This is a genomic window from Pseudomonas turukhanskensis, from assembly GCF_027922365.1.
Taxonomy (GTDB): Bacteria; Pseudomonadota; Gammaproteobacteria; order Pseudomonadales; family Pseudomonadaceae; genus Aquipseudomonas; species Aquipseudomonas turukhanskensis.
This window is the reverse complement of the sequence record NZ_BSFN01000016.1, coordinates 77,576-103,195: the sequence shown is the minus strand read 5'-3', so window position 1 is coordinate 103,195 and position 25,620 is coordinate 77,576. Positions and strand designations below refer to the sequence as shown.

The 25,620-nt window shown below is 58.4% G+C and carries 23 protein-coding genes and 1 tRNA gene; 3 read left to right on the top strand and 21 right to left on the bottom strand.

Annotated elements, in window-relative coordinates; translation table 11 throughout:
* Window positions 1–30 precede the first annotated feature (30 nt).
* The 10 genes from infB to rlmE all read right to left on the bottom strand — a co-directional run bounded on the left by infB (window position 31) and on the right by rlmE (window position 11,148).
* Window positions 31–2,544 (bottom strand): translation initiation factor IF-2, encoded by a 2,514-nt coding sequence (gene infB / locus PKE98_RS20885; protein ID WP_271197320.1) that lies wholly within the window; start codon window positions 2,542–2,544, stop codon window positions 31–33.
* A gap of 25 nt (window positions 2,545–2,569) precedes the next feature.
* On the bottom strand, window positions 2,570–4,051 hold the full coding sequence (gene nusA, locus PKE98_RS20880; RefSeq protein ID WP_271197319.1) for a transcription termination factor NusA: 1,482 nt from the start codon (window positions 4,049–4,051) through the stop codon (window positions 2,570–2,572).
* A 47-nt stretch (window positions 4,052–4,098) separates the two neighbouring features.
* The gene (gene rimP / locus PKE98_RS20875; RefSeq protein WP_271197318.1) at window positions 4,099–4,557 is read right to left on the bottom strand and encodes a ribosome maturation factor RimP; all 459 of its coding nucleotides are present in this window, start codon (window positions 4,555–4,557) and stop codon (window positions 4,099–4,101) included.
* A 324-nt stretch (window positions 4,558–4,881) separates the two neighbouring features.
* A tRNA-Leu gene (locus PKE98_RS20870) sits at window positions 4,882–4,967 on the bottom strand.
* An 11-nt stretch (window positions 4,968–4,978) separates the two neighbouring features.
* Window positions 4,979–5,362: a preprotein translocase subunit SecG gene (gene secG, locus PKE98_RS20865; protein ID WP_271197317.1), complete on the bottom strand. Its 384-nt coding sequence runs from the start codon at window positions 5,360–5,362 to the stop codon at window positions 4,979–4,981.
* 3 nt (window positions 5,363–5,365) lie between these two features.
* Window positions 5,366–6,121, bottom strand: a complete 756-nt coding sequence (gene tpiA / locus PKE98_RS20860; protein WP_271197315.1) for a triose-phosphate isomerase — start codon at window positions 6,119–6,121, stop codon at window positions 5,366–5,368.
* A gap of 65 nt (window positions 6,122–6,186) precedes the next feature.
* Window positions 6,187–7,524, bottom strand: a complete 1,338-nt coding sequence (gene glmM, locus PKE98_RS20855) for a phosphoglucosamine mutase (protein WP_271197335.1) — start codon at window positions 7,522–7,524, stop codon at window positions 6,187–6,189.
* Window positions 7,525–7,540: 16 nt separating this feature from the next.
* Window positions 7,541–8,392, bottom strand: a complete 852-nt coding sequence (folP, locus tag PKE98_RS20850; protein ID WP_271197314.1) for a dihydropteroate synthase — start codon at window positions 8,390–8,392, stop codon at window positions 7,541–7,543.
* 8 nt (window positions 8,393–8,400) lie between these two features.
* A complete protein-coding gene (ftsH, locus tag PKE98_RS20845; protein ID WP_271197334.1) occupies window positions 8,401–10,314 on the bottom strand; it encodes an ATP-dependent zinc metalloprotease FtsH in 1,914 nt (637 codons plus the stop codon).
* Window positions 10,315–10,518: 204 nt separating this feature from the next.
* Window positions 10,519–11,148 carry a 23S rRNA (uridine(2552)-2'-O)-methyltransferase RlmE gene (gene rlmE, locus PKE98_RS20840; RefSeq protein WP_271197313.1) on the bottom strand — a complete coding sequence of 210 codons (630 nt, stop codon included), beginning with the start codon at window positions 11,146–11,148 and terminating at the stop codon, window positions 10,519–10,521.
* 104 nt (window positions 11,149–11,252) lie between these two features.
* On the opposite strand from rlmE, the gene yhbY reads away from it, so the two are divergent.
* Entirely contained in the window at window positions 11,253–11,561 is a 309-nt protein-coding gene (yhbY, locus tag PKE98_RS20835; RefSeq protein ID WP_271197312.1) for a ribosome assembly RNA-binding protein YhbY, read from the top strand.
* Between the two features lie 14 nt (window positions 11,562–11,575).
* On the opposite strand, the gene PKE98_RS20830 is transcribed toward yhbY, so the two are convergent.
* The 8 genes from PKE98_RS20830 to grpE form a co-directional block, all read right to left on the bottom strand.
* On the bottom strand, window positions 11,576–11,923 hold the full coding sequence (locus tag PKE98_RS20830) for an MFS transporter (protein WP_309298766.1): 348 nt from the start codon (window positions 11,921–11,923) through the stop codon (window positions 11,576–11,578).
* Window positions 11,924–12,008: 85 nt separating this feature from the next.
* On the bottom strand, window positions 12,009–12,485 hold the full coding sequence (gene greA / locus PKE98_RS20825) for a transcription elongation factor GreA (protein ID WP_271197311.1): 477 nt from the start codon (window positions 12,483–12,485) through the stop codon (window positions 12,009–12,011).
* A complete protein-coding gene (gene carB, locus PKE98_RS20820; RefSeq protein WP_271197310.1) occupies window positions 12,482–15,703 on the bottom strand; it encodes a carbamoyl-phosphate synthase large subunit in 3,222 nt (1,073 codons plus the stop codon). Before carB ends, greA begins: the two co-directional genes overlap by 4 nt.
* Before the next feature lie 35 nt (window positions 15,704–15,738).
* On the bottom strand, window positions 15,739–16,875 hold the full coding sequence (gene carA, locus PKE98_RS20815; RefSeq protein WP_271197309.1) for a glutamine-hydrolyzing carbamoyl-phosphate synthase small subunit: 1,137 nt from the start codon (window positions 16,873–16,875) through the stop codon (window positions 15,739–15,741).
* 196 nt (window positions 16,876–17,071) lie between these two features.
* A complete protein-coding gene (dapB, locus tag PKE98_RS20810; protein WP_271197308.1) occupies window positions 17,072–17,887 on the bottom strand; it encodes a 4-hydroxy-tetrahydrodipicolinate reductase in 816 nt (271 codons plus the stop codon).
* Window positions 17,888–17,950: 63 nt separating this feature from the next.
* Entirely contained in the window at window positions 17,951–19,084 is a 1,134-nt protein-coding gene (gene dnaJ / locus PKE98_RS20805; protein ID WP_108098221.1) for a molecular chaperone DnaJ, read from the bottom strand.
* A 123-nt stretch (window positions 19,085–19,207) separates the two neighbouring features.
* Window positions 19,208–21,124 carry a molecular chaperone DnaK gene (gene dnaK, locus PKE98_RS20800; protein ID WP_271197307.1) on the bottom strand — a complete coding sequence of 639 codons (1,917 nt, stop codon included), beginning with the start codon at window positions 21,122–21,124 and terminating at the stop codon, window positions 19,208–19,210.
* Window positions 21,125–21,224: 100 nt separating this feature from the next.
* A complete protein-coding gene (gene grpE, locus PKE98_RS20795; protein ID WP_271197306.1) occupies window positions 21,225–21,794 on the bottom strand; it encodes a nucleotide exchange factor GrpE in 570 nt (189 codons plus the stop codon).
* Window positions 21,795–21,990: 196 nt separating this feature from the next.
* Between grpE and recN the strand changes: the two genes are divergently transcribed.
* Entirely contained in the window at window positions 21,991–23,667 is a 1,677-nt protein-coding gene (recN, locus tag PKE98_RS20790) for a DNA repair protein RecN (RefSeq protein WP_271197305.1), read from the top strand.
* 72 nt (window positions 23,668–23,739) lie between these two features.
* Here the strand turns inward: recN and fur are convergent, their stop codons facing one another.
* Entirely contained in the window at window positions 23,740–24,144 is a 405-nt protein-coding gene (gene fur, locus PKE98_RS20785) for a ferric iron uptake transcriptional regulator (protein WP_122454032.1), read from the bottom strand.
* A gap of 97 nt (window positions 24,145–24,241) precedes the next feature.
* On the opposite strand from fur, the gene PKE98_RS20780 reads away from it, so the two are divergent.
* Window positions 24,242–24,760, top strand: coding sequence for an outer membrane protein assembly factor BamE (locus tag PKE98_RS20780; RefSeq protein WP_271197304.1), 519 nt, complete (start codon window positions 24,242–24,244; stop codon window positions 24,758–24,760).
* 69 nt (window positions 24,761–24,829) lie between these two features.
* On the opposite strand, the gene PKE98_RS20775 is transcribed toward PKE98_RS20780, so the two are convergent.
* Both PKE98_RS20775 and PKE98_RS20770 read right to left on the bottom strand, forming a co-directional pair.
* Complete coding sequence (locus tag PKE98_RS20775) at window positions 24,830–25,135, bottom strand: RnfH family protein (protein ID WP_271197303.1); 306 nt, start codon at window positions 25,133–25,135, stop codon at window positions 24,830–24,832.
* Window positions 25,128–25,562 carry a type II toxin-antitoxin system RatA family toxin gene (locus PKE98_RS20770; protein WP_271197302.1) on the bottom strand — a complete coding sequence of 145 codons (435 nt, stop codon included), beginning with the start codon at window positions 25,560–25,562 and terminating at the stop codon, window positions 25,128–25,130. The genes PKE98_RS20775 and PKE98_RS20770 overlap by 8 nt, the downstream gene beginning before the upstream one ends.
* Between the last annotated feature and the right edge of the window lie 58 nt (window positions 25,563–25,620).

The window sequence follows — 25,620 nt, the reverse complement described above, 5'->3', positions numbered from 1 at the left end:
GGACCGGGCGTTGCGTAAAACAGCTCGAGCTTAAAGGCTGCGAGCCACTTGGATCTTCTCGAACACTTCGATCTTGTCGCCGACCTTGACGTCGTTGTAGCTCTTCACGCCAATACCGCATTCCATGCCGGCACGAACTTCGGAGGCGTCGTCTTTGAAGCGGCGCAGCGATTCCAGCTCACCTTCGAAGATAACCACGTCTTCACGCAGTACACGGATCGGACGGTTACGGTAAACCGTACCCTCAACCACCATGCAACCGGCGATGGCGCCGAACTTCGGCGAGCGGAACACGTCACGCACTTCGGCGATACCCAGAATGTTCTCGCGAACATCACTGCCGAGCATGCCGGTGAGGGCCTTCTTGACGTCTTCGATGATGTCGTAGATCACGTTGTAGTAACGCATATCCAGGCCTTCCTGCTCGACGATCTTGCGCGCGCCGGCATCGGCACGCACGTTGAAGCCGAACAGTACAGCGTTGGAGGCCAGTGCCAGGTTGGCGTCGGACTCGGTGATACCACCGACACCGCCACCAACTACACGCACTTGCACTTCATCGTTACCCAGACCGCCCAGGGCGCCCTGCAGAGCTTCCAGCGAACCACGGACGTCGGATTTGAGGACGATGTTGAGCGTCTTCTTCTCTTCCTGGCCCATGTTCTCGAAGATGTTTTCCAGCTTGCCAGCGTGGGCACGGGCCAGTTTCACTTCGCGGAACTTGCCTTGACGGAACAGCGCGACTTCACGGGCTTTCTTCTCGTCAGCCAGTACGCTCATTTCATCGCCAGCATCCGGCGTGCCGTCCAGGCCGAGGATCTCGACCGGAATCGATGGACCGGCTTCCTTGATGGACTTGCCGTTCTCGTCGAGCATGGCGCGGATACGGCCGAAGTTCGAACCGACCAGCACCATGTCGCCTTGGCGCAATGTACCGTCCTGAACCAGAACGGTAGCAACCGGACCACGGCCCTTGTCGAGACGGGACTCAACCACCACACCACGGCCTGGGGCCGACGGGGTTGCCTTGAGCTCCAGTACTTCGGCTTGCAGCAGAACGGCTTCAAGCAGTTCGTCTACGCCAGTACCCATCTTCGCCGACACGTTCACGAACGGGTTGTCGCCGCCCCACTCTTCCGGGGTCACGCCGTGCGCAGCCAGTTCGCTCTTGATGCGTTCCAGGTCAGCACCAGGCTTGTCGATCTTGTTCACCGCGACCACCAGCGGAACGCCGGCAGCTTTGGCGTGCTGAACAGCTTCAACGGTCTGCGGCATTACGCCGTCGTCCGCTGCAACTACCAGAATCACGATATCGGTCGCCTTGGCACCACGGGCACGCATGGCGGTAAACGCGGCGTGACCCGGGGTGTCGAGGAAGGTCACCATGCCGCGCTCGGTTTCTACGTGGTAGGCGCCGATGTGCTGGGTGATACCGCCCGCTTCGCCGGCGGCCACTTTAGCGCGACGAATGTAGTCGAGCAGCGAGGTTTTACCGTGGTCAACGTGGCCCATTACGGTCACAACCGGCGCACGGGAAATGGCCTCACCTTCAAACTTCAGGGACTCGGCCAACTGCTCTTCAAGGGCGTTATCGCTAACGAGCTTGACGTTGTGGCCCAGTTCTTCAGCGATCAGCTGTGCAGTTTCCTGATCCAGTACCTGGTTGATGGTCACCGGGGTGCCCATCTTGAACATGAACTTGATCACTTCAGCCGCTTTGACCGACATCTGCGCCGACAACTCGCCAACGGTGATGGTCTCGCCGATGGACACGTCGCGCACAACCGGACCGGTCGGGCTCTGGAAACCGTGAGCATTGCGTTTTTTCAGCTTGGCCTTGCCGCGCCCGCCACGACGGAAGCTGTCGCTTTCCTCGTCGGTGGTACGTGGGGCAACGCGTGGAGCCGGCGCCTTTTCCTTCTCTTTAACCGAAGGACGGTGGGCAGTGGCCTTGCGGTCGCCGCCACGACGATCGTCGTCGTTGCGCGGCTTGTCCGGGCGACGCTGATCGTCTTTTTTGCGCTCTTCAACCGGTGCAACAACCGGTGGCAGCTCGATATCGACCACTGCTGGTTCGGCAACTGGCGCAACCGGCGCCGCTTCAGCAGCCGATTCCGGCGCAGCGTTCGCAGTGTTGGCTTCGCGGCGAGCAGTGTTTTCGGCCTGACGCTTGGCATCTTCGGCCGCTTGCACGCGAGCCTCTTCCGCCGCGCGCTCTTCCTGCTCGCGTTTTTGCTCAGCTTCGATTTCTTCGTTGCTGCGCTTGACGAAGGTTTTCTTCTTGCGCACTTCTACGCTGATGGTTTTGCTACCCGCCACACGCAGGGTGCTCGTGGTTTTGCGCTGCAAGGTAATCTTGCGCGGCTCTTCCACTTTCTCGCCGTGACTGCTTTTGAGATGCGCCAACAGGGCCTGCTTCTCGCTATCGGTCACAACTTGGTCGGCACCGGTATGCGGCAGACCCGCTTCGCGCATCTGCAACAACAGACGCTCTACTGGGGTGGCGACCACTTGGGCCAATTCTTTGACCGTGACTTGCGTCATGCACTTCTCTCCTCAGGCCGCGAACTTACTCGAACCAATGGGCTCGGGCGGCCATGATCAACTTGCCGGCACGCTCTGCGTCGATACCGTCGATGTCGAGCAGGTCGTCAATCGACTGCTCGGCCAGGTCTTCGCGGTTAATCACGCCGCGTACTGCCAGTTCATGCGCCAGCGCCTTGTCCATACCCTCGAGAGAGAGCAGGTCGTCGGCGGGGTGTGCGTCTGCCAGCTTTTCTTCTGTCGCGATGGCTTTGGTCAGCAGGCGATCTTTGGCGCGAGCGCGGAGCTCGGTGACGATTTCCTCGTCGAAGCCATCGATGCTGAGCATCTCTTCCATCGGGACATAGGCGATTTCTTCCAGGCTGGTGAAGCCTTCTTCCACCAACACCTGAGCAATGTCTTCGTCGACTTCCAGCTCGTCGATGAAGTTTTGCAGGATGTCGCCAGTTTCAGCTTGCTGCTTGGCCTGAATATCCGCTTCGGTCATGACATTCAGTGTCCAGCCAGTCAGTTGACTGGCCAAACGAACGTTCTGACCGCCACGGCCGATTGCTTGCGCCAGATTGTCTTCACCGACCGCGATGTCCATGGCATGGGCATCTTCGTCAACGATGATGGCGGCAACTTCGGCCGGTGACATGGCGTTGATCACGAACTGAGCAGGATTGTCATCCCACAGCACGATATCGACACGCTCACCGCCCAACTCACCCGACACCGCCTGTACACGCGAGCCGCGCATACCAATGCAGGCGCCTTGCGGGTCAATGCGTTTGTCTTTGGAGCGCACGGCAATTTTGGCGCGCGAACCCGGATCACGGGAAGCGGCCATCACTTCGATCAGCTCTTCAGCGATTTCTGGCACTTCGATACGGAACAGCTCGATCAGCATCTCAGGCGCGGTACGCGACAGGATCAACTGCGGGCCGCGGTTCTCGGTGCGGATTTCTTTGAGCAAGGCACGCAGACGTGCGCCTACACGGAAGGTCTCGCGAGAAATGATGTCTTCGCGGGCCAGCAGTGCTTCAGCGTTGTTACCCAGGTCAACAATGACGTTGTCGCGGGTTACTTTTTTCACGGTGCCGGAGATGATTTCGCCCAGACGCTCGCGGTAAGCCTCGACCACTTGGGCACGTTCGGCTTCGCGTACTTTCTGCACGATTACTTGTTTGGCGGTTTGCGCCGCGATACGACCGAATTCGATCGATTCGATCTTTTCTTCGATGGTGTCGCCAAGCTGGGCATCAGGCTTGATCTCGCGCGCCTCGTCGAGCGTCAGCTCGGATGCCAGGTTGAACAGCGATTGATCATCGACCACAGTCCAGCAACGATAGGTATCGTAGCTGCCCGTGACACGGTTGATCTCTACGCGAAGTTCAACTTCAACGTCGAAACGTTTTTTCGTCGCAGTGGCCAGAGCCAACTCCAACGCTTCAAAAATAACGCCGGCCGGTACGCCCTTTTCGTTGGATACCGACTCAACAACCAGCAGTACTTCTTTGCTCATCGTACGCCTCGCCTTTCGCAATCCATTGGATCCGCGGGATCCGCGTCTCAGTCAAAACTGGGAACAATATTGGCCTTGTCGATCGAATCGATCGGCAACAGGTATTCATGGTCATCAACCAGCACCACAACGTCCTGTTCCTCTACTCCGCGGAGGAGGCCCTGAAAGTTACGCCGCCCATCGAAGGGAGAACGCAGTTTGATCTTCACTTGCTCACCGGCGTGCGCGGCGAACTGTTCAATGGTGAACAGCGGCCGGTCCATGCCAGGCGATGACACCTCCAAGGTGTACTCGCTGGTTACCGGGTCTTCGACATCCAGGACACCGCTCAACTGGCGACTGACCTTTTCGCAGTCCTCGACAAGAATGCCATTGGCATGATCGATATAGACGCGAAGCAGGGAATGCCGCCCCTGGGACAGGAACTCGATACCCCAGCATTGATAGCCAAGGGCCTCGACTACCGGGGCCAGCAAGGCCTGCAACTCTTCTAGCTTGCTCGACACTTGAACCCCTCGTGCATGTCGTACAAATAAAAAATGGGCGAAACGCCCATCCCTTGACGCCGCCGAACGCTAGATTCGACGACAAAACAGCCAAGCCAACAAAGCAACCGGCTAACAAAAAGCCCCTAAAAAGGGGCTCCGCTACAACCGATTGCAGGGGAAGGAAGGTTAAACCACAACCTGCATGCCATGAGCCCATCGAGCTATCAAACGGCCGATCCCCACGTTAAAGCTGGGGCCGAAGTATACGGCCTAACTAACGCAAGGGTCAATCCAACCCCCAGCAACAGCAAAGCCCGCATGAAGCGGGCTTTGCTGTTTAATTGGTACCGAGAAGGGGACTCGAACCCCTACAGCCTATGGCCACTACCACCTCAAGGTAGCGTGTCTACCAATTCCACCACCTCGGCAATTAACGCGCTTACTTCTGCTCTGGAGCTTGAGGTACGTCGCTAGCGTTAGACGCTGGCTTTTGCTCTTCGAGCACCGGCACATCATCTGCGACCGGTTTTTGCTGCGGTACTTCCAACACAGCCGGATCAGGCAAACCAGCCTGGCTCAGCGTGTGAGCTTTTTCCTTAGCAAAGAAGCCTAAGCCCAAGCTAGTAATGAAAAAAGCGGCGGCAAGTATAGCAGTAAAACGACTAAGAAAGGTAGAGGAACCTTGGCTACCAAAAACAGTTGCCGAAGCACCCGAACCAAACGAGGCACCGGCATCGGCACCTTTACCCTGCTGTAACAGTACGAGCGCAACAACGCCCAAGGCCGCCAGCAGATGCAGAACTACAACGACAGTTTCCAGCATTTCTTAGTTTCCTGCGGCGCGACAGATCGCACCAAACTCATCCGCATTCAGAGAAGCTCCACCAATGAGCCCCCCATCGATATCCGGCATGCCGAACAATTCAACCGCATTGGCCGCCTTGACACTGCCGCCATAGAGAATTCTCACACCGCGAGCTACTTCGGCATCTTCAGCGTCCAGTTGTGCACGAATTGCTGCGTGTACTTCCTGCGCTTGCTCTGGTGTTGCGGTCAGCCCGGTACCAATGGCCCAGACCGGCTCGTACGCGACAACAGCACGAGCAAACACTTCAACACCCAACACGTCCATCACACTGCCCAGCTGGCGGTTGACCACCTCGATGGTCTGTCCAGCTTCGCGCTGCTCTAGAGTCTCCCCTATACACAGCACAGGCGTCAGACCAGAGGCTTGCGCCGCAGCAAACTTGCGCACCAGCAGCTCGTCACTCTCACCCAGAATCTGACGACGCTCGGAGTGACCAACCAGCACCAATGTGCAACCTGCATCAGCCAATTGGCTCGAAGCAACTTCGCCAGTCAGAGCGCCCTGCGCCGGCTCGGCTGCGCAGTTCTGCGCACCTACCGCAATGGACTTACCCTCCAGACCAGCGAGCACGTTGTTGATGTAAAGGCTTGGCGGAAACACCGCAACCTCAACACCCTCTGGCAATGCCAGTGCGTGCAGGCCTTTGATCAACTCAGCGACGCTGGCGCGGGTACCGTGCATCTTCCAGTTACCAGCTACCAAGGGGCGACGCATGTTCTACCTCGTCGATCAAAGTGGGCGCAGATGCTACCCAAGAGATTAGGGATTAGCAAGCCGAATCAGGCACAGACTTCGGTAACTACTCGAGCTAATTCATCAGCATAGCTACGCACTTGGGCTTCATCGTCACCCTCCACCATCACGCGAACCAACGGTTCGGTGCCGGATTTACGCAGCAATACGCGGCCACGGCCACCCATACGCTCAGTTACGCGGGCACAGGCATCGGTGACGGCAGGATGGGAAACCGGGTCGACGCCGCCAGCAAAACGCACGTTCACCAGCACCTGAGGACACTTGCGCAGCCCCTGACGCGCCGCCGCCAGACTCTTGCCCCAGCGCTTCAGGGCCAAAAGCACTTGCAACGCAGCGATAATCGCATCACCCGTCGTCGTGTGCTGGAAGCAGACAATATGCCCCGAATTTTCCCCGCCAATCTGCCAGTTACGCTCCAGCAACTCACTGATGACATAGCGATCGCCCACATTGGCGCGCACGAAAGGAATTTTCAACTCGGCCAGGGCCAGCTCAAGCCCCAGATTGCTCATCAAGGTACCGACGACACCTCCCTGCAGCTTGCCTTGCTCTTGCAAGTCCCGGGCGATGATATAGAGCAACTCGTCACCATCAACCAGAGCGCCCGTGTGATCGACCATCAGTACGCGGTCGGCGTCACCGTCAAAACCGATGCCCAGATCCGCCTCATGCGCGACCACCGCAGCCTGTAGCGCACCCATATGGGTGGAGCCGCAGTCATCGTTGATGTTCAGGCCGTTCGGCTGAGCTGAGAGCACCGTAACCTGAGCACCCAACTCGCGAAATACGCTCGGCGCGATTTTGTAGGCAGCGCCATGAGCGCAATCGACCACCAGCTTGAGGCCGGCAAAGTCCGTACTGGTCGGCACACTGCTTTTGCAGAATTCGATATAGCGACCGGCGGCATCGTTGATACGCGAGACCTTACCCAGCTTCGCCGACTCGACCACTGTCATCGGCGCATCCAGCAGTTCTTCGATCATCAGTTCCAACTCGTCGGGCAACTTGGTGCCCTGGCCGGAGAAGAATTTGATGCCGTTATCATCGTGCGGATTATGCGACGCACTGATGACGATGCCCGCTTCAGCGTGGAAGGTGCGCGTCAGGTACGCGATGGCAGGCGTAGGCATTGGGCCCAACAACATCACGTCAGCGCCGGCGGCCGAAAGTCCGGCCTCAAGGGCAGACTCGAACATATAGCCGGAGATTCGCGTGTCCTTGCCGATCAAAACGCGGCAGGTGCCCTGCTTGCGGAACGCCATGCCGGCGGCCCAACCGAGCTTGAGCATAAAATCAGGAGTGATCGGATATTCACCTACGCGCCCACGAATACCGTCGGTGCCGAAATACTTTTTACTCATACATTCTCCGATCTTCTTATTCTGCCGCTTGCACAGCGGCAATCATGCGCACCACGTCGACCGTTTCCGGCACGTCATGCACACGCAAAATATGTGCGCCTTTGGCAACCGCCAACGCGGCCAAGGCAAGGCTGCCGTAGAGCCGCTCATTTACTTCACGACCCAGCGCCTTGCCAATCATGCTCTTGCGTGACACACCCACCAAGAGGGGCCGACCGAGGGCGTGCAGCACCTGCATATGGTTGAACAACGTCAGGTTGTGCTCGTAGGTCTTGGCAAAGCCAAACCCGGGATCAAGCACCACACGTTCGGCAGCAATACCCGCTGCGGCACAAGCGGCCATGCGCTCGAGCAGAAAATCCCGCACTTCACTCACGACATCCGCATAAACCGGATCGTTCTGCATGGTGCCGGGCTCGCCACGCATATGCATCAGGCACACGGGCAACTGGGTCGCAGCCACGGCCTCAAGTGCGCCATCACGCTGCAGTGAGCGGACATCGTTGATCAAGCCGGCCCCCAGACGCGCCGACTCACGAATCACCGCAGGCGTAGACGTATCCACCGAAATAATCACATCCAGTTCACGGGCGATGGCCTCGACCACCGGCGCCACCCGCTCCAACTCCTCGACCGGCGATACTGCCCGCGCACCCGGGCGCGTGGATTCTCCGCCGACATCGATCAAGGTGGCGCCAGCGGCGACCATGGCTGCCGCATGCTGCAACGCCAGATCGACACGACTGAAGCGCCCGCCGTCAGAGAAAGAGTCTGGGGTAACGTTGAGGATGCCCATTACGTGTGGGCGGCTTAAATCAAGAAACCGGCTGCCACAGGGCAGCCGGTTCGGGTGTTGCGTCAGGGACATGTCAGGCCTTAATGCTCGGCAGCCGGGCCACCGATAGGTTTCTCTGGAGTTTCGGCCTGATCCTGCTTGCTGATCGTGGGGCCGGAATCACCGTCGTCCTGCCAGTCGCGAGGCTCGCGCGGCGTACGACCATTCATGATGTCGTCGATCTGATCGGCATCGATGGTTTCGTATTTCATCAGCGCATCGCACATGGCGTTGAGCTTGTCGCGGTTCTCCTCCAGCAAACGCTTGGCGGTGCCGTAGCACTCGTCAATGATGCTGCGCACTTCCTGGTCGATCAGCTTGGAGGTATCCGCAGACATGCTGCTCTGCTGGCCACCGCCACCACGACCGAGGAACACTTCACCATCTTCTTCGGCGTACATCAGCGGGCCCAGTTTCTCGGACAAGCCCCACTTGGTGACCATGTTCCGAGCGATCTGACTGGCACGCATGATGTCGTTGGACGCGCCGGTGGTCACACCGTCGAAGCCCAGCGTCATTTCCTCAGCGATACGGCCGCCATACAGCGAGCAGATCTGGCTGATCAGCGCGCGCTTGGACAAGCTGTAGCGGTCCTCCTCCGGCAGGAACATGGTCACGCCCAGGGCGCGACCGCGCGGAATGATGGACACCTTGTAAACCGGATCATGCTCAGGCACCAGGCGACCGACAATGGCGTGGCCGGCCTCATGGAACGCGGTATTCATTTTCTCTTTTTCAGACATGACCATCGATTTGCGCTCAGCGCCCATCATGATCTTGTCCTTGGCCAGCTCGAACTCTTTCATCTCAACGATGCGCTTACCGGCACGGGCAGCGAACAGCGATGCTTCGTTGACCAGGTTGGCCAGGTCAGCACCGGAGAAGCCCGGGGTACCACGAGCAATTACCGCCGGCTTGACGTTGTCGCCCATCGGCACTTTGCGCATGTGCACTTTCAAAATCTGCTCACGCCCACGAATATCCGGCAGGCCGACCACGACCTGACGGTCGAAGCGGCCAGGGCGTAGCAACGCCGGGTCCAGCACGTCTGGACGGTTGGTGGCGGCGATAACGATGATGCCGTCATTCATTTCAAAGCCGTCCATCTCAACCAGCAACTGGTTAAGGGTCTGTTCACGTTCGTCGTGACCGCCACCCATGCCAGCGCCACGATGGCGACCAACGGCGTCAATTTCGTCGATGAAGATAATGCATGGCGCGTGCTTCTTGGCCTGCTCGAACATGTCACGAACACGGCTGGCGCCGACGCCCACGAACATTTCCACAAAATCCGAACCGGAAATGGTGAAGAACGGCACCTTAGCTTCGCCTGCAATGGCTTTGGCCAGCAACGTTTTACCGGTACCTGGTGGGCCCACCATCAGCACGCCGCGAGGGATACGGCCGCCGAGACGCTGGAACTTGCCGGGATCGCGGAGGAACTCGACCAGTTCGCCCACTTCTTCTTTAGCCTCGTCGCAACCAGCAACGTCAGCCAGAGTAGTTTTTACCTGATCTTCGGAAAGCAGTCGCGCCTTGCTCTTGCCAAAGCTCATCGGGCCGCCTTTACCGCCGGCCCCGCCCTGCATCTGACGCATGAAGAACATGAACACGGCAATGATGACGAGAATTGGGAAACTGGCGACCAGCAACTGCGTCCAGATGCTCTGCTGTTCAGGCTTTTTGCCTTCAACGGTCACGTTGTTGTTGATCAGATCACCGATCAAGCCACGGTCTTCGATCATCGGGCGCACGGTGGTAAACGGCTTGCCGTCTGTGCCAATGCCGGTGATGGTGAAGCCTTCGATGGTTACTTTCTGCACACCACCGTCTTTGACCTGCTCGATAAATTGCGAGTAGTTCAGCGTCTGAGGCTCGCTCGGGCTGGAGAAGTTGTTCATCACCGTCACGAGGACGGCAGCGATGATCAGCCACAAGATCAGGTTCTTTGCCATGTCGTTCAATTAGCTACCCTCTGAAGCAGGCCCCACGCGGGACGAACCTCGCATTACGGCTGGATATTGATCAGCCTAACTTACTACACAACTTCCGAACCTAGGCAGGAAGCGTCTGTAACCCTTTATGAGGCACTGCCGTGGTAAAGCGGCAAAACAACGCTCGATTCGTATAACGTTCGACTGAACCCGTTCTTCATGGGTTCAATCTTGCGCCCCGCGAAAGCCTCGGGCCAGCAAATATTGCTCACGGGACCGATCGCGGGAAGACAATGGCTTGCGCATTTGCACTTTTTCAAACATCGCGCGCACCTGCTTGTGATAGACATCAAATCCTTCGCCCTGGAAGATCTTGATCAAAAAATCACCACCGGGCCGCAGAACCTGGGAAGCGAGATCCAGTGCCAGCTCGCACAAGTACATCGAACGCGCCTGATCTGCCATCTTCACCCCACTCATATTGGGGGCCATATCCGAAATCACAAGGTCTACCGGGTTATTGCCGACGGCCTCAAGGATCTGCGCCAATACAGACTCTTCCGTGAAGTCGCCCTGAATAAAGGTGACGTCAGGAATGCTGTCCATTTCGAGGATATCGGACGCGATCAAGCGCCCCTTGTCGCCCAATACTCGGCTGGTGACCTGCGACCACCCACCTGGAGCAGCGCCAAGGTCGATCACCGTATTGCCAGGGCGCAGAATTCGATCCTTTTCCTGAATTTCCAGCAATTTGTAGCTCGCGCGCGAACGGTAGCCGTCCTTCTGCGCCATTTTTACGTAGGGGTCGTCGAAATGCTCTTTCAACCAACCTTGACTTGTCTTGGAACGTGCCACTGGGCACCTCAAAAATTAACGGGCCGTGATTATCTGGGCGGTTCCGAGAGCGCTCGGGTAAACTAGCCGCCGCTTTTTACAAGATCAGACGCAGGGGTCAGATTATGCCGCTCACTCAAGAGCAGAAGAAACAGTACAAATCTATCGGTCACCATCTAAAACCGGTATTGATTGTTGCTGACAATGGTTTGACCGAAGGCGTGCTTGCTGAATTGGAGCGCGCGCTGACTGATCACGAACTGATCAAAATCCAGCTCAGAATCACCGAGCGAGAAAGCCGCCTGGCCGTGATTGACGAGCTTTGCAAAACGGCGAAGAGCGAATTGGTGCAAGTCATCGGCAAAATGGCGCTGATTTACCGCAAGAACCCGAAGGCCAACAAACAGCTGTCCAACGTTACCCGCTTCAGCTGATTGCCCTCTCTCGGTCAGTGGCGCGCCATGCGCGCCCTGGCTGCTCTGCCGTCCGGCACTGGCTGCAACACCAGCAGCGCACCGCACAACGCCAAGATCAGAAAACAGAATAGCTGCAGACGCAGCGCGCCCGGCGCAAAGTGATGGAGCAAGCCGTATGCCGACGCCACTAGAAAACTGGCGACGAGCAATTTGCCGCGCATGTCCTGCCACAGCGCCGAAAAGCGCTCGGCCTGCAACAGAATCAGTGTTTGCAACAACACCCCGCCCACAGCCAGCAACACCAGCAGCGGGCTCAGGGTATTGGCAATCTCCTCGACCAGCATCGGCGCCAGGCCAATGCGTTCCAGCGCGGGCAACATTACAAAATGCAGTAGCCAGAGGCCGCCGACCCAGAATGTCTGAGCCAGCTGCCAACTAGTGGCACCGACGTTGACCGGCACTCGCTTAGATATGACGAACCTCGACGATCTCGTACTCGATCAGGCCGCCGGGCGTGCGCACAGCGACCACATCGCCCTCTTCCTTGGCAATCAAGGCGCGAGCGATAGGCGAGCCGACGGAAATCTTGCCGAGCTTGATGTCCGCTTCGTCTTCACCAACGATCTGGTAGGTCACGCGCTCGTCAGTCTCGACGTTGGCGATCTCCACCGTGGTTCCGAAAATCACCTTGCCGGTCGGCGTGATAGCCGTGACATCAATGACCTGCGCGTTCTGCAGACGGCCTTCGATATCCCGGATACGCGCTTCGACCATACCTTGCTGCTCTCGGGCAGCGTGGTATTCGGCGTTTTCCTTGAGATCACCCAATTCGCGGGCCGTGCCGATGTCCTGGCTGAGCTTCGGACGCACGACCTTGGTCAGGTGGGCGTGTTCTTCTTCCAGGGCGCGAGCGCCCTGGACCGTCATTGGGTACTTGATCATGCCTTTAATCCTGCATGCAGATCCTGCAAGCGGCGCACGGTCTTCTCGGGACCAAATTTCAGCGCTTCGCAGATAGCCTCGCCCGCAGCAATGGTGGTGGTGCAATAGATCTTGTGCTGCAGCGCGTTACGGCGGATTGAGTAAGAGTCAGCAATCGACTGACGACCTTCGGTGGTATTGATGATCAGGGTAACTTCGTCGTTCTTGATCATGTCGACCACGTGCGGACGGCCCTCGGTCACCTTGTTCACGCGGCGCACTTTCAAACCGGCCGCTTCGATCAGCTTGGCGGTGCCAGCGGTAGCAACGATATCAAAACCCAGGCTGATCAGGTCGCGAGCGACACCGGCTACCAGAGGCTTGTCGTCGTCACGCACGCTGATAAAGGCAGTGCCGCCGGTTGGCAGAATTTCGCTGGCGCCCATCTGGGCTTTGGCGAACGCCTCACCGAAGGTATCGCCCACGCCCATCACTTCACCGGTCGACTTCATTTCCGGGCCGAGGATCGGATCAACGCCTGGGAACTTGGCGAACGGGAACACGGCTTCTTTCACGCTGTAGAAGTTCGGGATGATCTCTTCGGTCAGACCGACTTCTTTCAGAGTTTTGCCAGCCATCACGCGCGCCGCGATCATGGCCAGAGAAACACCGATGCACTTGGACACGAACGGCACGGTACGCGAGGCTCGCGGGTTTACTTCGATCACGAAGATGTCCTCACCCTGCACGGCCATCTGCACGTTCATCAGGCCGACCACACCGAGCTCCAGGGCCATTTTCTTGACCTGTTCACGGATCTCGTTCTGGATGTGCGCTGGCAGCGAGTAAGGCGGCAGCGAGCACGCGGAGTCACCGGAGTGCACGCCCGCTTGTTCGATGTGCTGCATGATCGCGCCGATTACCACGGTCTCGCCGTCGCACACCGCGTCGATATCGACTTCGATGGCGCAGTTGAGGAAGTGGTCAAGCAACACCGGGCTGTCGTTGGACACTTGCACGGCTTCACGCAGGTAACGCTTGAGTTCTTCTTCTTCGTAGACGATTTCCATCGCCCGGCCGCCCAATACGTAGGACGGACGCACCACCAGCGGGTAACCAATCTTGTTGGCGGCGCGAATGGCTTCGTCTTCACTGCGCACAGTGGCGTTTGGCGGCTGACGCAGGTTCAAACGCTCAACCATCTGCTGGAAGCGCTCACGGTCTTCGGCGCGGTCGATGGCGTCCGGCGAAGTACCGATGATAGGTACGCCAGCTTCTTCCAGAGCACGAGCCAATTTCAGCGGAGTCTGGCCGCCGTACTGAACGATCACGCCCTTCGGCTGCTCGACGCGGACGATTTCCAGCACGTCTTCCAAGGTTACCGACTCAAAGTACAGGCGGTCCGAGGTGTCGTAGTCGGTGGAAACGGTTTCCGGGTTGCAGTTGACCATGATGGTTTCATAACCATCGTCACGCATCGCTAACGCTGCGTGTACGCAGCAGTAGTCGAACTCGATACCCTGACCGATACGGTTCGGGCCACCGCCCAGAATCATGATCTTGTCGCGGGTCGACGGGTTCGCTTCGCACTCTTCCTCATAGGTGGAGTACATGTAAGCGGTGTCGGTGGCGAACTCGGCGGCGCAGGTGTCGACGCGCTTGTACACCGGCAGCACTTTGAGCTTGTGACGGTGGCTACGCAGGTTCTTCTCGGTCACGCCCAGCAACTTGGCCAAACGCGCATCAGAGAAACCTTTGCGCTTGAGCTTGTACATCACATCGCGGTCGATGGACGACAGCCCCAGGGTCTTGATGCGCTCTTCGTCCTTGATCAGGTCTTCGATCTGCACCAGGAACCAGTGGTCAATCATGGTCAGCGCATAGATATCGTCGCAGCTCATGCCGGCACGGAACGCGTCGGCTACGTACCAGATACGCTCGGCGCCTGGCACGGTCAGCTCGCGCTTGAGAACCCCCTTGGACTCGGGGTTGGTCAGGTCGAGCTTCGGATCAAAACCGTTTACGCCCACTTCCAGGCCGCGCAGGGCTTTCTGCAGGGACTCCTGGAAGGTGCGGCCGATGGCCATGACTTCACCCACCGACTTCATCTGAGTAGTCAGACGCGCGTCAGCTTTGGGGAATTTTTCGAAAGCAAAACGTGGAATCTTGGTAACGACGTAGTCGATGGCCGGTTCGAACGATGCCGGGGTCTTGCCGCCGGTAATGTCATTCTGCAGCTCATCGAGGGTGTAACCCACCGCCAACTTGGCGGCGACCTTGGCAATCGGGAAGCCGGTAGCTTTGGACGCCAGAGCGGAGGAGCGAGAAACCCGCGGGTTCATCTCGATCACGACCATACGGCCGGTTTCCGGGCAGATACCGAACTGTACGTTCGAGCCGCCGGTTTCCACGCCGATTTCGCGCAGCACCGCCAGGGAGGCGTTGCGCAGAATCTGGTATTCCTTGTCGGTCAGGGTCTGAGCCGGTGCCACGGTGATGGAGTCGCCGGTGTGCACGCCCATCGGGTCGAAGTTCTCGATGGAGCAGACGATGATGCAGTTGTCCTTTTTGTCGCGGACCACTTCCATCTCGTACTCTTTCCAGCCAATCAGCGATTCGTCGATCAGCAGCTCTTTGGTCGGCGACAGGTCCAGACCACGGGCGCAGATTTCTTCGAACTCTTCACGGTTGTACGCGATACCGCCACCGGTGCCGCCCATGGTGAAGGACGGACGGATGATGCACGGGAAGCCAAGCTTCTCGAGCACTGCGTTGGCTTCTTCCATGCTGTGGGCAATACCGGAACGCGGGCACGCCAAGCCGATGTCTTTCATCGCCTTGTCGAAACGCGAGCGATCTTCAGCCTTGTCGATGGTGTCGGCATTGGCACCGATCATTTCCACGCCGAACTTTTCCAGAACGCCATGGCGTTCCAGGTCCAACGCGCAGTTCAGAGCAGTCTGGCCGCCCATGGTTGGCAACAGTGCGTCGGGGCGTTCTTTCTCGATGATCTTGGCAACGGTCTGCCATTTGATCGGCTCGATATACGTGGCATCCGCCATGGCCGGGTCGGTCATGATGGTGGCCGGGTTGGAGTTCACCAGGATTACCCGGTAACCCTCTTCGCGCAGGGCTTTGCAGGCCTGGGCGCCAGAGTAGTCGAACTCGCAGGCCTGGCCGATGACGATGGGGCCGGCGCCGAGGATGAGGATACTTTTGATGTCTGTACGTTTTGGCATTTTCTACTCTCGAATCCTTTGGTCAGTCGGCAGGCTTAACGGCGCGCGGCCATGGCTTCGATGAATCGGTCGAACAACGGGGCAACGTCCAGCGGACCTGGGCTCGCCTCGGGATGGCCCTGGAAGCTGAAGGCCACTTTGTCGGTACGCTCGATGCCTTGCAGAGTGCCGTCGAACAGCGACTTGTGAGTAGCGCGCAGGTTGGCTGGCAAAGTCGCCTCGTCCACAGCAAAGCCGTGGTTCTGGCTGGTGATCATCACCACGCCGGTATCGAGGTCTTGCACCGGGTGGTTGGCACCGTGGTGGCCGTGACCCATTTTGACGGTCTTGGCGCCGGAGGCCAGGGCCAGCAGTTGGTGGCCGAGGCAAATGCCGAATACCGGAATCTCGGTTTCCAACACGTCTTTGATGGCCTGAATGGCGTAGTCGCACGGCTCAGGGTCGCCCGGGCCGTTGGACAAAAACACGCCGTCGGGTTGCAACGCCAGCACTTCGCTTGCAGGCGTTTGCGCCGGCACCACGGTGACGCGGCAGCCGCGCTCGACCAGCATGCGCAGGATGTTTAGCTTTACGCCGTAGTCGAACGCAACCACGTGGTGCGGCAGTTCGCTGGCGGCGATCTCTGGGTGGCTGTCGGTTTTCAGGTTCCAGACACTGGAGCGCCATTCGTAGCGCTCGGTGGAGCTGACGACTTTGGCCAGGTCCATGCCTTTAAGGCCGGGGAAGCCGCGAGCGGCTGCCAAGGCTTGCTCGTCGGAGATGTTGTCGCCCGCCAGAATGCAGCCATTCTGGGCGCCTTTCTCACGCAGGATGCGGGTCAGGCGGCGGGTGTCGATACCGGCGATGGCAACGACGCTGTTGGCTTTCAGGTAATCCGACAGCGACAGCGTGTTACGCCAGTTGCTGGCTACCAGAGGCAGATCACGAATCACCAAGCCGGCGGACCAGACACGGTTGGACTCGGCATCTTCCGGCGTGGTGCCGGTGTTGCCGATATGTGGATAAGTCAGGGTAACGATTTGTTGGGCATAGGAAGGATCGGTAAGGATTTCCTGATAGCCGGTCATAGCAGTATTGAACACCACCTCTCCGACGGTTTGACCGTCGATTCCGATGGCTTCGCCGCGAAAAATGCTGCCATCAGCAAGGGCGAGTATGGCTGGCTTAGTCAAGAAGACCTCCCGTAAATCAAGCCTGACAGGGCATACGCAGGTTGTAAAAAAGCGGGATGACGTTTAGACACGTCACCCCGCTTTTTTTAGAATCACTTTTTCAAGTTAACTGCGCGCTTTTAGTGGACACACTAAAGCTGTAGCTTACAGAAAAAGGCATTTTTGGTCTACCCAGGATGACAACCGTTTAGTCGTCTCAGTGCAGATCAAGCACATCCTGCATGTCGTAGAGCCCGGCAGACTTGCCATCCAGCCACAATGCAGAGCGCACGGCACCGCGTGCGAACGTCATACGGCTAGAGGCTTTGTGGGTGATTTCGACCCGCTCGCCGTCCGCGGCAAACAATACGGTATGGTCGCCGACCACATCGCCTGCGCGCACGGTCGCAAAGCCGATGGTTTCGCGATCACGCGCACCGGTCTGGCCTTCGCGACCGTACACCGCCACCTTCTGCAGATCACGCCCCAGCGCCTTGGCCACTACTTCGCCCATGCGCACAGCCGTACCTGACGGCGCATCAACCTTATGACGGTGATGCGCTTCGAGAATCTCGATATCAACGTCATCGCCCAGAACCCGCGCCGCGGTATCCAGCAGCTTCAGACACAGATTGACGCCGACGCTGAAGTTGGCCGCAAACACGATCGAGATGTCTTTGCCCGCATCCGCCAGCAGCTGTTTTTCCTCGACGCTAAAACCGGTGGTGCCGATCACCATGGATTTGCCAGCCTTGCGACAAACTTCCAGGTTTTTCAGGGTGACGGTGGGATGGGTAAAATCGATCAGCACATCGAACTGATCCAGCACATCATCGAGATTACCCGCCAAGGTGATGCCCAGCTTGCCCATACCCGCCAACTCGCCCACATCCGCACCAATCAGGCTGCTGTCTGGACGATCGATCGCGGCAGTCAGCTTGGCGCCATCGGCCAGTTCAATCGCCTCAATCAGTGTTTTACCCATGCGTCCGGCGGCGCCCACTACGGCTATACGTCGCGCTATACCTGCCATGTATCCAGCTCCCGCTAATTACTTGCAGCTGGCGAAGCGCCCAGGGCGCTCCGCTCAACCGATTTACACGTCGCCGAAGAAACGCTTCACGCCCTCGAACCAACCACTGGCTTTAGGCGAGTGGCTGTCATCGGTAGCCAGCGATTTGCGGAACTCTTCCAGCAACTCACGCTGACGCTTGTCCAGATTGACCGGCGTTTCCACCGCCACCCGGCACATAAGATCGCCCGCACCGCCGCCACGCACCGGGGCCACGCCCTTGCCACGCAGACGGAACAGCTTGCCGGTTTGTGTGCCTTCCGGAATTTTCAGCTTCACACGACCATCCAGGGTTGGCACTTCCAGCTCACCGCCCAACGCCGCGTCAGCAAAGCTGATTGGCACGTCGCAGTACAGATGTTTGCCGTCACGCTGGAAGATCGAGTGCTCACGCACATTCACCACCACGTACAGGTCGCCAGCCGGGCCGCCCATGGCGCCCGCCTCGCCTTCACCGGAGAGACGAATACGATCGCCGGTGTCCACGCCTGGCGGCACTTTTACCGACAGGGTTTTGTGTTCTTCGACACGACCATGGCCGTGGCAGGTGCCGCACGGGTCGGCAATCATCTTGCCGTTGCCGTGGCAACGCGGGCAGGTTTGCTGCACCGAAAAGAAGCCCTGCTGCATACGCACCTGGCCGATACCGCCACAGGTCGTACAGGTAACCGGGCTGGTGCCCTTCTTCGCGCCAGAGCCATCGCAAGTTTTGCAATTGACCAACGTCGGCACGCGGATGGTGACGGTCGTGCCGCGCACAGCCTCTTCCAGATCCAGCTCCAGGGTGTAACGCAAGTCGCTGCCGCGCTGCGCGCCGCCGCGGGAGCCGCCACGAGCACCACCGAAGAAATCGCTGAACACGTCGCCGAAAATATCGGAGAAGTTCGCGCCGCCAAAACCGGCACCGCCTGCACCACCGCCACCCATGCTCGGGTCGACGCCGGCATGACCGTACTGGTCAAAGGCTGCGCGCTTGTTGGCATCGGAAAGCACTTCATAGGCCTCGTTGGCCTCCTTGAAGCGTTCCTCGGCCTCTTTGTCGCCAGGATTGCGGTCCGGGTGGTGCTTCATTGCCAGGCGGCGATAAGCCTTCTTCAGTTCCGCTTCGCTGGCACCACGCTCAACACCCAGCACTTCGTAAAAGTCACGCTTAGCCATAATTCTTCAACACTCTTAAATCGGCTTCCCCAGACACGCCAACGCGGGAGCAAGCTCCCGCGTGGCGGATAACACCCGGCCAGCGCAATGGCTGGCCGGGTTGGGGAGCAAGCAAATGGACGCTTACTTGTTTTCTTTAACCTCTTCGAACTCGGCATCGACGACGTCGTCGGCACCGCCTTTCGGCTCATCCTGGCCAGGTGCAGCTTCACCAGCCTGAGGCTGTTCGGCATACATTTTCTGCGCCAGTGGAGCGGTCGCTTCAGAGAGAGCGGCTACTTTAGCGTCGATGGTTTCCTTGCTGTCGCCTTTTACGGCCGCTTCCAGTTCACCCAACGCTTTCTCGATGACTGCTTTCTCGTCCGCAGTGGCTTTGTCGCCTGCTTCGGTGATCATTTTGCGAGTGGCGTGAACGAGCGCATCGCCCTGGTTGCGTGCAGCGGCCAGCTCTTCGAACTTGCGGTCTTCCTCGGCGTTGGCCTCGGCGTCACGCACCATTTGCTCGATTTCTTCCTCGGACAGGCCCGAGTTGGCCTTGATCACGATCGACTGCTGCTTGCCGGTAGCCTTGTCTTTGGCCGACACGTGCAGGATACCGTTGGCGTCGATATCGAAGGTTACTTCGATTTGCGGCACGCCGCGCGGCGCTGGCGGAATCTCGGCCAGGTCGAACTTGCCCAGCGACTTGTTCTGCGCGGCTTGCTTGCGCTCGCCCTGCAGCACGTGAATGGTCACAGCGCCCTGGTTGTCGTCAGCGGTCGAGAACACTTGCGATTTCTTGGTAGGAATCGTGGTGTTTTTCTCGATCAGCGCAGTCATCACGCCGCCCATGGTCTCGATACCCAGGGTCAACGGGCTCACGTCCAGCAGCAGCACGTCTTTCACGTCACCCGCCAGTACCGCGCCCTGAATGGCAGCGCCCATGGCAACCGCTTCGTCCGGGTTCACGTCTTTACGTGCTTCCTTGCCGAAGAACTCGGTCACGGCCTTCTGCACCAGCGGCATGCGGGTCTGACCACCGACCAGAATCACGTCGTTGATCGCGCCAATGTCGATACCGGCGTCTTTCAGCGCGATACGGCAAGGCTCGATGGTGCGCTGCACCAGATCTTCAACCAGCGACTCCAGCTTGGAGCGGGAGATTTTCACGTTCAGGTGCTTCGGACCGCTGGCATCTGCCGTAATGTAAGGCAGGTTGACATCGGTCTGAGTGCTGGACGACAGCTCGATCTTGGCTTTTTCAGCGGCTTCTTTCAGACGCTGCATGGCCAGCGGATCGCCCTTAAGGTTGATGCCACTTTCTTTCTTGAACTCGTCAACGAGGTAGTCGATGAGACGGATGTCGAAGTCTTCACCACCCAGGAAAGTGTCGCCGTTGGTGGCCAACACTTCGAACTGGTGCTCGCCATCGACTTCGGCAATTTCAATAACCGAGATATCGAAGGTACCGCCACCCAGGTCATAAACGATCACAGTGTGATCGCCCTTGGCCTTGTCCATACCGTAAGCCAGAGCGGCTGCGGTGGGTTCGTTAATGATGCGCTTGACTTCCAGACCTGCGATACGGCCGGCGTCTTTGGTCGCCTGACGCTGGCTATCGTTGAAGTAGGCCGGAACGGTGATTACCGCTTCAGTAACTGGCTCGCCGAGGTAATCTTCGGCGGTTTTCTTCATCTTTTTCAGCACTTCGGCAGAAATTTGTGGCGGTGCCATTTTCTGGCCCTTCACTTCCACCCAGGCGTCGCCGTTGTCAGCTTTGACAATTTTGTACGGCACCATCTGGATGTCTTTCTGTACGACGTTTTCTTCAAAACGACGACCGATCAGACGCTTCACCGCATACAGGGTGTTGTGCGGGTTGGTGACTGCCTGACGCTTGGCCGACTGACCGACGAGAATTTCGCCATCGTTGGTGTAAGCAATGATCGACGGAGTGGTACGCGCGCCTTCGGCGTTTTCCAGCACCTTGACGCTGCCGTTTTCGAGGATCGAGACGCAGGAGTTAGTAGTCCCCAGGTCGATACCGATGATTCTGCCCATGTTTGCTCTCCTGAAACTGAATTTGGTTGCCGCAGCAGTGGTGGCTAACTGCGGTAGCACTTAAACGCTTGACTGATAGATGGGGGCCTTACGGCGAATTTCAAGCCTGCTCATCAATAGAAGGTTGCGGCTCGGCTGGCGCCTTGCTCACCACCACCATCGCGGGGCGCAGCAAACGGCCATTGAGCAGGTAACCTTTCTGGAACACCTTGAGCACACTGTTGGGCTCGACACTGGTGCTTTCCTGCATCGCCATGGCCTGGTGGTGCTCGGCATTGAACGGCGCGCCGTGCGGGTCGATGGCTTCGAGGTTGTAACGCTTGAGGGTGTCCTGGAATAGCTTGAGGGTCAGCTCCAGCCCTTCACGCACAGGCTTGATGGCCTCGTCGTTGGGGTTGGACAGCTCCAGGCCGCGCTCCAGGCTGTCGACTACAGGCAGGAGGTCGTTGGCGAATTTTTCCAGGGCGAACTTGTGCGCCTTTTCAATATCCTGCTCGGCGCGGCGACGCACGTTCTGCATATCAGCCGCTACGCGCAGTGCTTGATCCTGGGCAGCCGCCAGTTGCTCTTCCAGCGTTTGCACGCGCAGAGCAAGGTCTTCACCTGCGGTGGTCTCGCCAGCGGTTTCGATATCGGGATGCTGGGAATTCTGGGTCTGTTCGTCGGCCATAGGGTCCTCCTGTTTATATCGCTCGCGAGCTCAGCTAAAGCATTTAAGAGCGCTGACTATCCGGTTCGCGAGCCTTAACTCACGCTTGTGCCGCTTATATGGGGTCACAATCTAACGATTCAAGAGCAAAGGAGGATTGTCAGGCGCAAAACAAACACTGTATAAATAACCAGACTTTGCGCCCGGAGCCTCTGCCATGCTGGTACATCTTTCCGTACATAACTACGCCATCGTCGAGCACCTCGACCTCGAGCTGAATGGCGGAATGAGCGTAATCACCGGCGAAACCGGCGCCGGCAAATCGATCATGCTCGATGCGCTAGGCCTGACCCTGGGCGACCGCGCCGACAGCGGCGTGGTGCGCCCCGGCGCCGACAAGGCGGACATCCTCGCCAGCTTCGATCTTGCCGACATCCCCGAAGCCAAAGCCTGGCTCGCCGAACGCGACCTGGATAACGACGGCCCCTGCATCCTGCGCCGCGTCATCACCGCCGAAGGTCGCTCGCGCGGCTACATCAATGGCTCGCCGTGCCCCCAGGGCGACTTGAAAGCCATTGGCGAACTGCTGATCGACATCCACAACCAACATGAACACCAATCGCTGCTCAAGCCGGAAACCCACCGCCGCCTACTGGACGAATACGCCGGCAGCCAGGACCTGGCGCGCCAGGTGCAGTTGGCCGCGCAACGCTGGAAGCAAACCCGCAATGAGTTGGAGCGTCTCTCCAGCGCGGGCGACGAGCAGCGCGCTCGCCACCAGTTGCTCAGTTATCAGCTAGAAGAACTGGATAACCTGGGCCTGGGCGAGAACGAACTGGAGCAGCTCGAGCAGGAACATAAAACCCTGACCAACGCCGAAGGCTTGCTCAGCGCATGCCGTTTGGTTATCGAGCAATGCAGCGAAAACGACGGCGGTAACGTGCTATCGGCACTCACCAGCAGCGTCGGCCGCCTGAGCAATTTCCGCAGCCAACCTGGCGCCCTGGGCGAAGCGGTCAATCTGTTGGCCAGCGCGCAAATCCAGGTTGAAGAAGCCATGGGCGAGCTCAACCGCTTCCTTGATCACTTCGATGCCGACCCCGAACGCCTGCAACTGCTGGAAGAGCGCCTGGACAGCATCTACACCCTGGCGCGCAAACACCGCATTCTGCCGAGTGAACTGGCGGCCATGCAGCAACAGCTGTTCGATGAGCTGGAAAGCCTCAATGCCGATGACCAGGCCACCGAACGCCTGGCAGAAGAACTGACGGCGTTTGCGCGCCACTACCAAGATAAGGCTCAGGAACTGAGTACGTTGCGCCACGGCGCAGCAGGAAATCTGGCCGGTGCCGTCGAGGTGGAAATGCAGCGCCTGGGCATGCCGGGCGGACGATTCAGCATTGAGCTGCACCCAACCAGCAGCAGCGACCCGCATCCGCAGGGTCTGGAGCAGGTGGAGTTTCTGGTCAGCGCCAACCCCGGCCAGCCCATCAAAGCGCTGGCCAAGGTGGCATCCGGTGGTGAGCTGTCACGCATCAGCCTGGCCATTCAGGTGATCACCGCACAAACCTCGCGGGTGCCGACCCTGGTCTTCGACGAAGTGGACGTCGGTATCGGCGGCCCTACAGCTGAAGTGGTCGGCCAGCTCCTACGCCGCCTAGGCGAGCGCGGCCAGGTACTGACGGTGACCCACTTGCCGCAAGTGGCGGCGCAGGGGCATCAACACTTGTTCGTGCACAAGGCTCGGGGCGATGGTGAAACGCACACCGCCGTGGCCACACTGAACAGCGCCGGGCGCATAGAAGAAGTAGCGCGCATGCTGGGCGGTGTGGATCTGACTAAGGAATCCTTGGCCCACGCACGCAAAATGGTCAATAGCGCTGCAAGTGCTTAGAAACTCTGGAAAATAAAAAACGCCGCACCCTTTATTAAGGATGCGGCGCTTTCTATGCGCAGCTATAAGCGATTAACGCTTCTTGCGTACGTACAAAACCAGATTGTGATCGACCAACTCAAAACCGTGCTCACGCACGATTTCCTTCTGACGTTTCTCGATCTCGGCGTCGAAAAATTCGATCACCTCACCAGAATCGACACAGACCATATGGTCGTGATGGCCGCCATCTGCCAGCTCGAACACGGCATGGCCGCCATCGAAGTTATGACGCACCACGAGACCTGCAGCTTCGAATTGAGTCAGAACACGGTAGACCGTGGCCAAACCCACATCTTCGCCAGCCTCCATCAGTGCCTTGTACACATCTTCCGCACTCATATGGCGCTGCTCTGCAGAATCGAGCATCTGCAGAATCTTGACCCGTGGCAGGGTCACTTTCAGGCCAGCTTTACGTAGTTCGCTATTTTCTACCATGGTCAGCTTTCTCGTGGTTGCTGCTTCGCAGCTTCCTTCAATGCAGGTATGATCGGTGGCCAAATTGCCCAGCCAAGATAGTGGAAGTCTCCCACCGATGCAAAACACCAAGCTCTTGCTGACTAGCCTCACCTTTGTGGGCTTACTCGCACTCGCCGGCTGTTCATTCCCCGGGGTTTATAAAATCGACATCCAGCAGGGCAATGTCGTGACGCAGGACATGATAGACCAGTTGAAGCCCGGAATGACCCGACGCCAAGTGCGGTTTATCATGGGCAACCCCATGATCTCCGACACCTTCCACGCCAATCGCTGGGATTACCTGTACAGCATTCAGCCGGGTGGCCGTCAGCGTTTGCAAGAGCGTGTGAGCATCATCTTCGACGCCAACGACCAACTGGCGGGCCTTTCCGGCGACTTTATGCCGGGCGTGAGCCGCGACCAGGAAATTCTTGGCCCGGACGAAACACCAGCCGCCGAGCCAAAAGCAGAAGAAAAAGCCAAGCCCGAAGAGCCCGCCAAACCCGGCTCGCTGCTGGAAAAAATCCAGAAAGACGTCGACGTCGAGACCGTACCGGTTCCAACGCCTACGCCGCTGGAAACCTCGCCGCAGTAACTCGCTGCATTGGCGACATAAAAAAGCCCGGACATATCCGGGCTTTTTTGCCTATGGAACTTGAAGGATTTACTGGCGCTTGGCCGCGGCCTTCGCCGCTCGTTGCTTGCGTACTTCTTTCGGATCGGCAATCAAGGGGCGGTAAATCTCCACCCTATCCCCAGCCTCCAGCACACGCGCCTGCGGATCGGCCAGTGCCTTGCCGAAAATGCCCAGCGGGCAGGCCTGCACATCCAAGTCGGGAAACTCCGACCCCAGGTCACTAAGCTCGACAACCTGTCGCGCCGTAGTGCCCACCGGCACCTGCACCGTCACCAGGCGCTGCACATCGGCCTGGGCGTAAACCACTTCGACCTCAATCAATGCCTCAGCCATACAGCTGCTTGGCCCGCTGACAAAATGCATCCACCAGCGTATTGGCGGCCTGATTGAACAGCGGCCCCAAGGTCGCGCGCACTAACTGCCCAGAGTATTCAAAGGACAAGTCCAAGCTGATCTTGCAGGCCTTGTCGGTCAGGGCCTTGAATTGCCAGACCCCGTGCAACTCGGTGAACGGCCCCTCCTCCAGATTCATCTCGATGCTTTGCCCCGGCACCAGAGTATTACGCGTCACGAACTGCTGACTGATGCCGCCCTTGGCCACTTGCAGGCTGGCACGCATCAGGGTGTCGGTGTGCTCAATCACCGTCGTGGAAGCACACCAGGGCAAAAACGCCGGATAGTTCGCCACATCGTTGACCAGGTCATACAGGGCCTTCGCTGGATAAGGCAACAAAGCGGAGCGTTGAATATGGGTGGTCATGCGAATCTCACTTGAATAACTGCGCGGCAAACACGACAAGAATACCGGAACACTACAA

Excerpts from the sequence above, each read along its gene's own strand:
- nusA (WP_271197319.1), bottom strand. The coding sequence starts at position 4,051 with ATGAGCAAAGAAGTACTGCTGGTTGTTGAGTCGGTATCCAACGAAAAG.
- carB (WP_271197310.1), bottom strand. The coding sequence starts at position 15,703 with ATGCCAAAACGTACAGACATCAAAAGTATCCTCATCCTCGGCGCCGGC.
- PKE98_RS20775 (WP_271197303.1), bottom strand. The coding sequence starts at position 25,135 with ATGGCTGAGGCATTGATTGAGGTCGAAGTGGTTTACGCCCAGGCCGAT.
- PKE98_RS20780 (WP_271197304.1), top strand. The coding sequence starts at position 24,242 with ATGCAAAACACCAAGCTCTTGCTGACTAGCCTCACCTTTGTGGGCTTA.
- yhbY (WP_271197312.1), top strand. The coding sequence starts at position 11,253 with ATGCCGCTCACTCAAGAGCAGAAGAAACAGTACAAATCTATCGGTCAC.
- dnaJ (WP_108098221.1), bottom strand. The coding sequence starts at position 19,084 with ATGGCTAAGCGTGACTTTTACGAAGTGCTGGGTGTTGAGCGTGGTGCC.
- fur (WP_122454032.1), bottom strand. The coding sequence starts at position 24,144 with ATGGTAGAAAATAGCGAACTACGTAAAGCTGGCCTGAAAGTGACCCTG.
- PKE98_RS20770 (WP_271197302.1), bottom strand. The coding sequence starts at position 25,562 with ATGACCACCCATATTCAACGCTCCGCTTTGTTGCCTTATCCAGCGAAG.
- grpE (WP_271197306.1), bottom strand. The coding sequence starts at position 21,794 with ATGGCCGACGAACAGACCCAGAATTCCCAGCATCCCGATATCGAAACC.
- dnaK (WP_271197307.1), bottom strand. The coding sequence starts at position 21,124 with ATGGGCAGAATCATCGGTATCGACCTGGGGACTACTAACTCCTGCGTC.
- ftsH (WP_271197334.1), bottom strand. The coding sequence starts at position 10,314 with ATGGCAAAGAACCTGATCTTGTGGCTGATCATCGCTGCCGTCCTCGTG.
- PKE98_RS20830 (WP_309298766.1), bottom strand. The coding sequence starts at position 11,923 with ATGTTGCCCGCGCTGGAACGCATTGGCCTGGCGCCGATGCTGGTCGAG.
- dapB (WP_271197308.1), bottom strand. The coding sequence starts at position 17,887 with ATGGCAGGTATAGCGCGACGTATAGCCGTAGTGGGCGCCGCCGGACGC.
- infB (WP_271197320.1), bottom strand. The coding sequence starts at position 2,544 with ATGACGCAAGTCACGGTCAAAGAATTGGCCCAAGTGGTCGCCACCCCA.
- secG (WP_271197317.1), bottom strand. The coding sequence starts at position 5,362 with ATGCTGGAAACTGTCGTTGTAGTTCTGCATCTGCTGGCGGCCTTGGGC.
- greA (WP_271197311.1), bottom strand. The coding sequence starts at position 12,485 with ATGATCAAGTACCCAATGACGGTCCAGGGCGCTCGCGCCCTGGAAGAA.
- tpiA (WP_271197315.1), bottom strand. The coding sequence starts at position 6,121 with ATGCGTCGCCCCTTGGTAGCTGGTAACTGGAAGATGCACGGTACCCGC.
- folP (WP_271197314.1), bottom strand. The coding sequence starts at position 8,392 with ATGTCCCTGACGCAACACCCGAACCGGCTGCCCTGTGGCAGCCGGTTT.
- glmM (WP_271197335.1), bottom strand. The coding sequence starts at position 7,524 with ATGAGTAAAAAGTATTTCGGCACCGACGGTATTCGTGGGCGCGTAGGT.
- recN (WP_271197305.1), top strand. The coding sequence starts at position 21,991 with ATGCTGGTACATCTTTCCGTACATAACTACGCCATCGTCGAGCACCTC.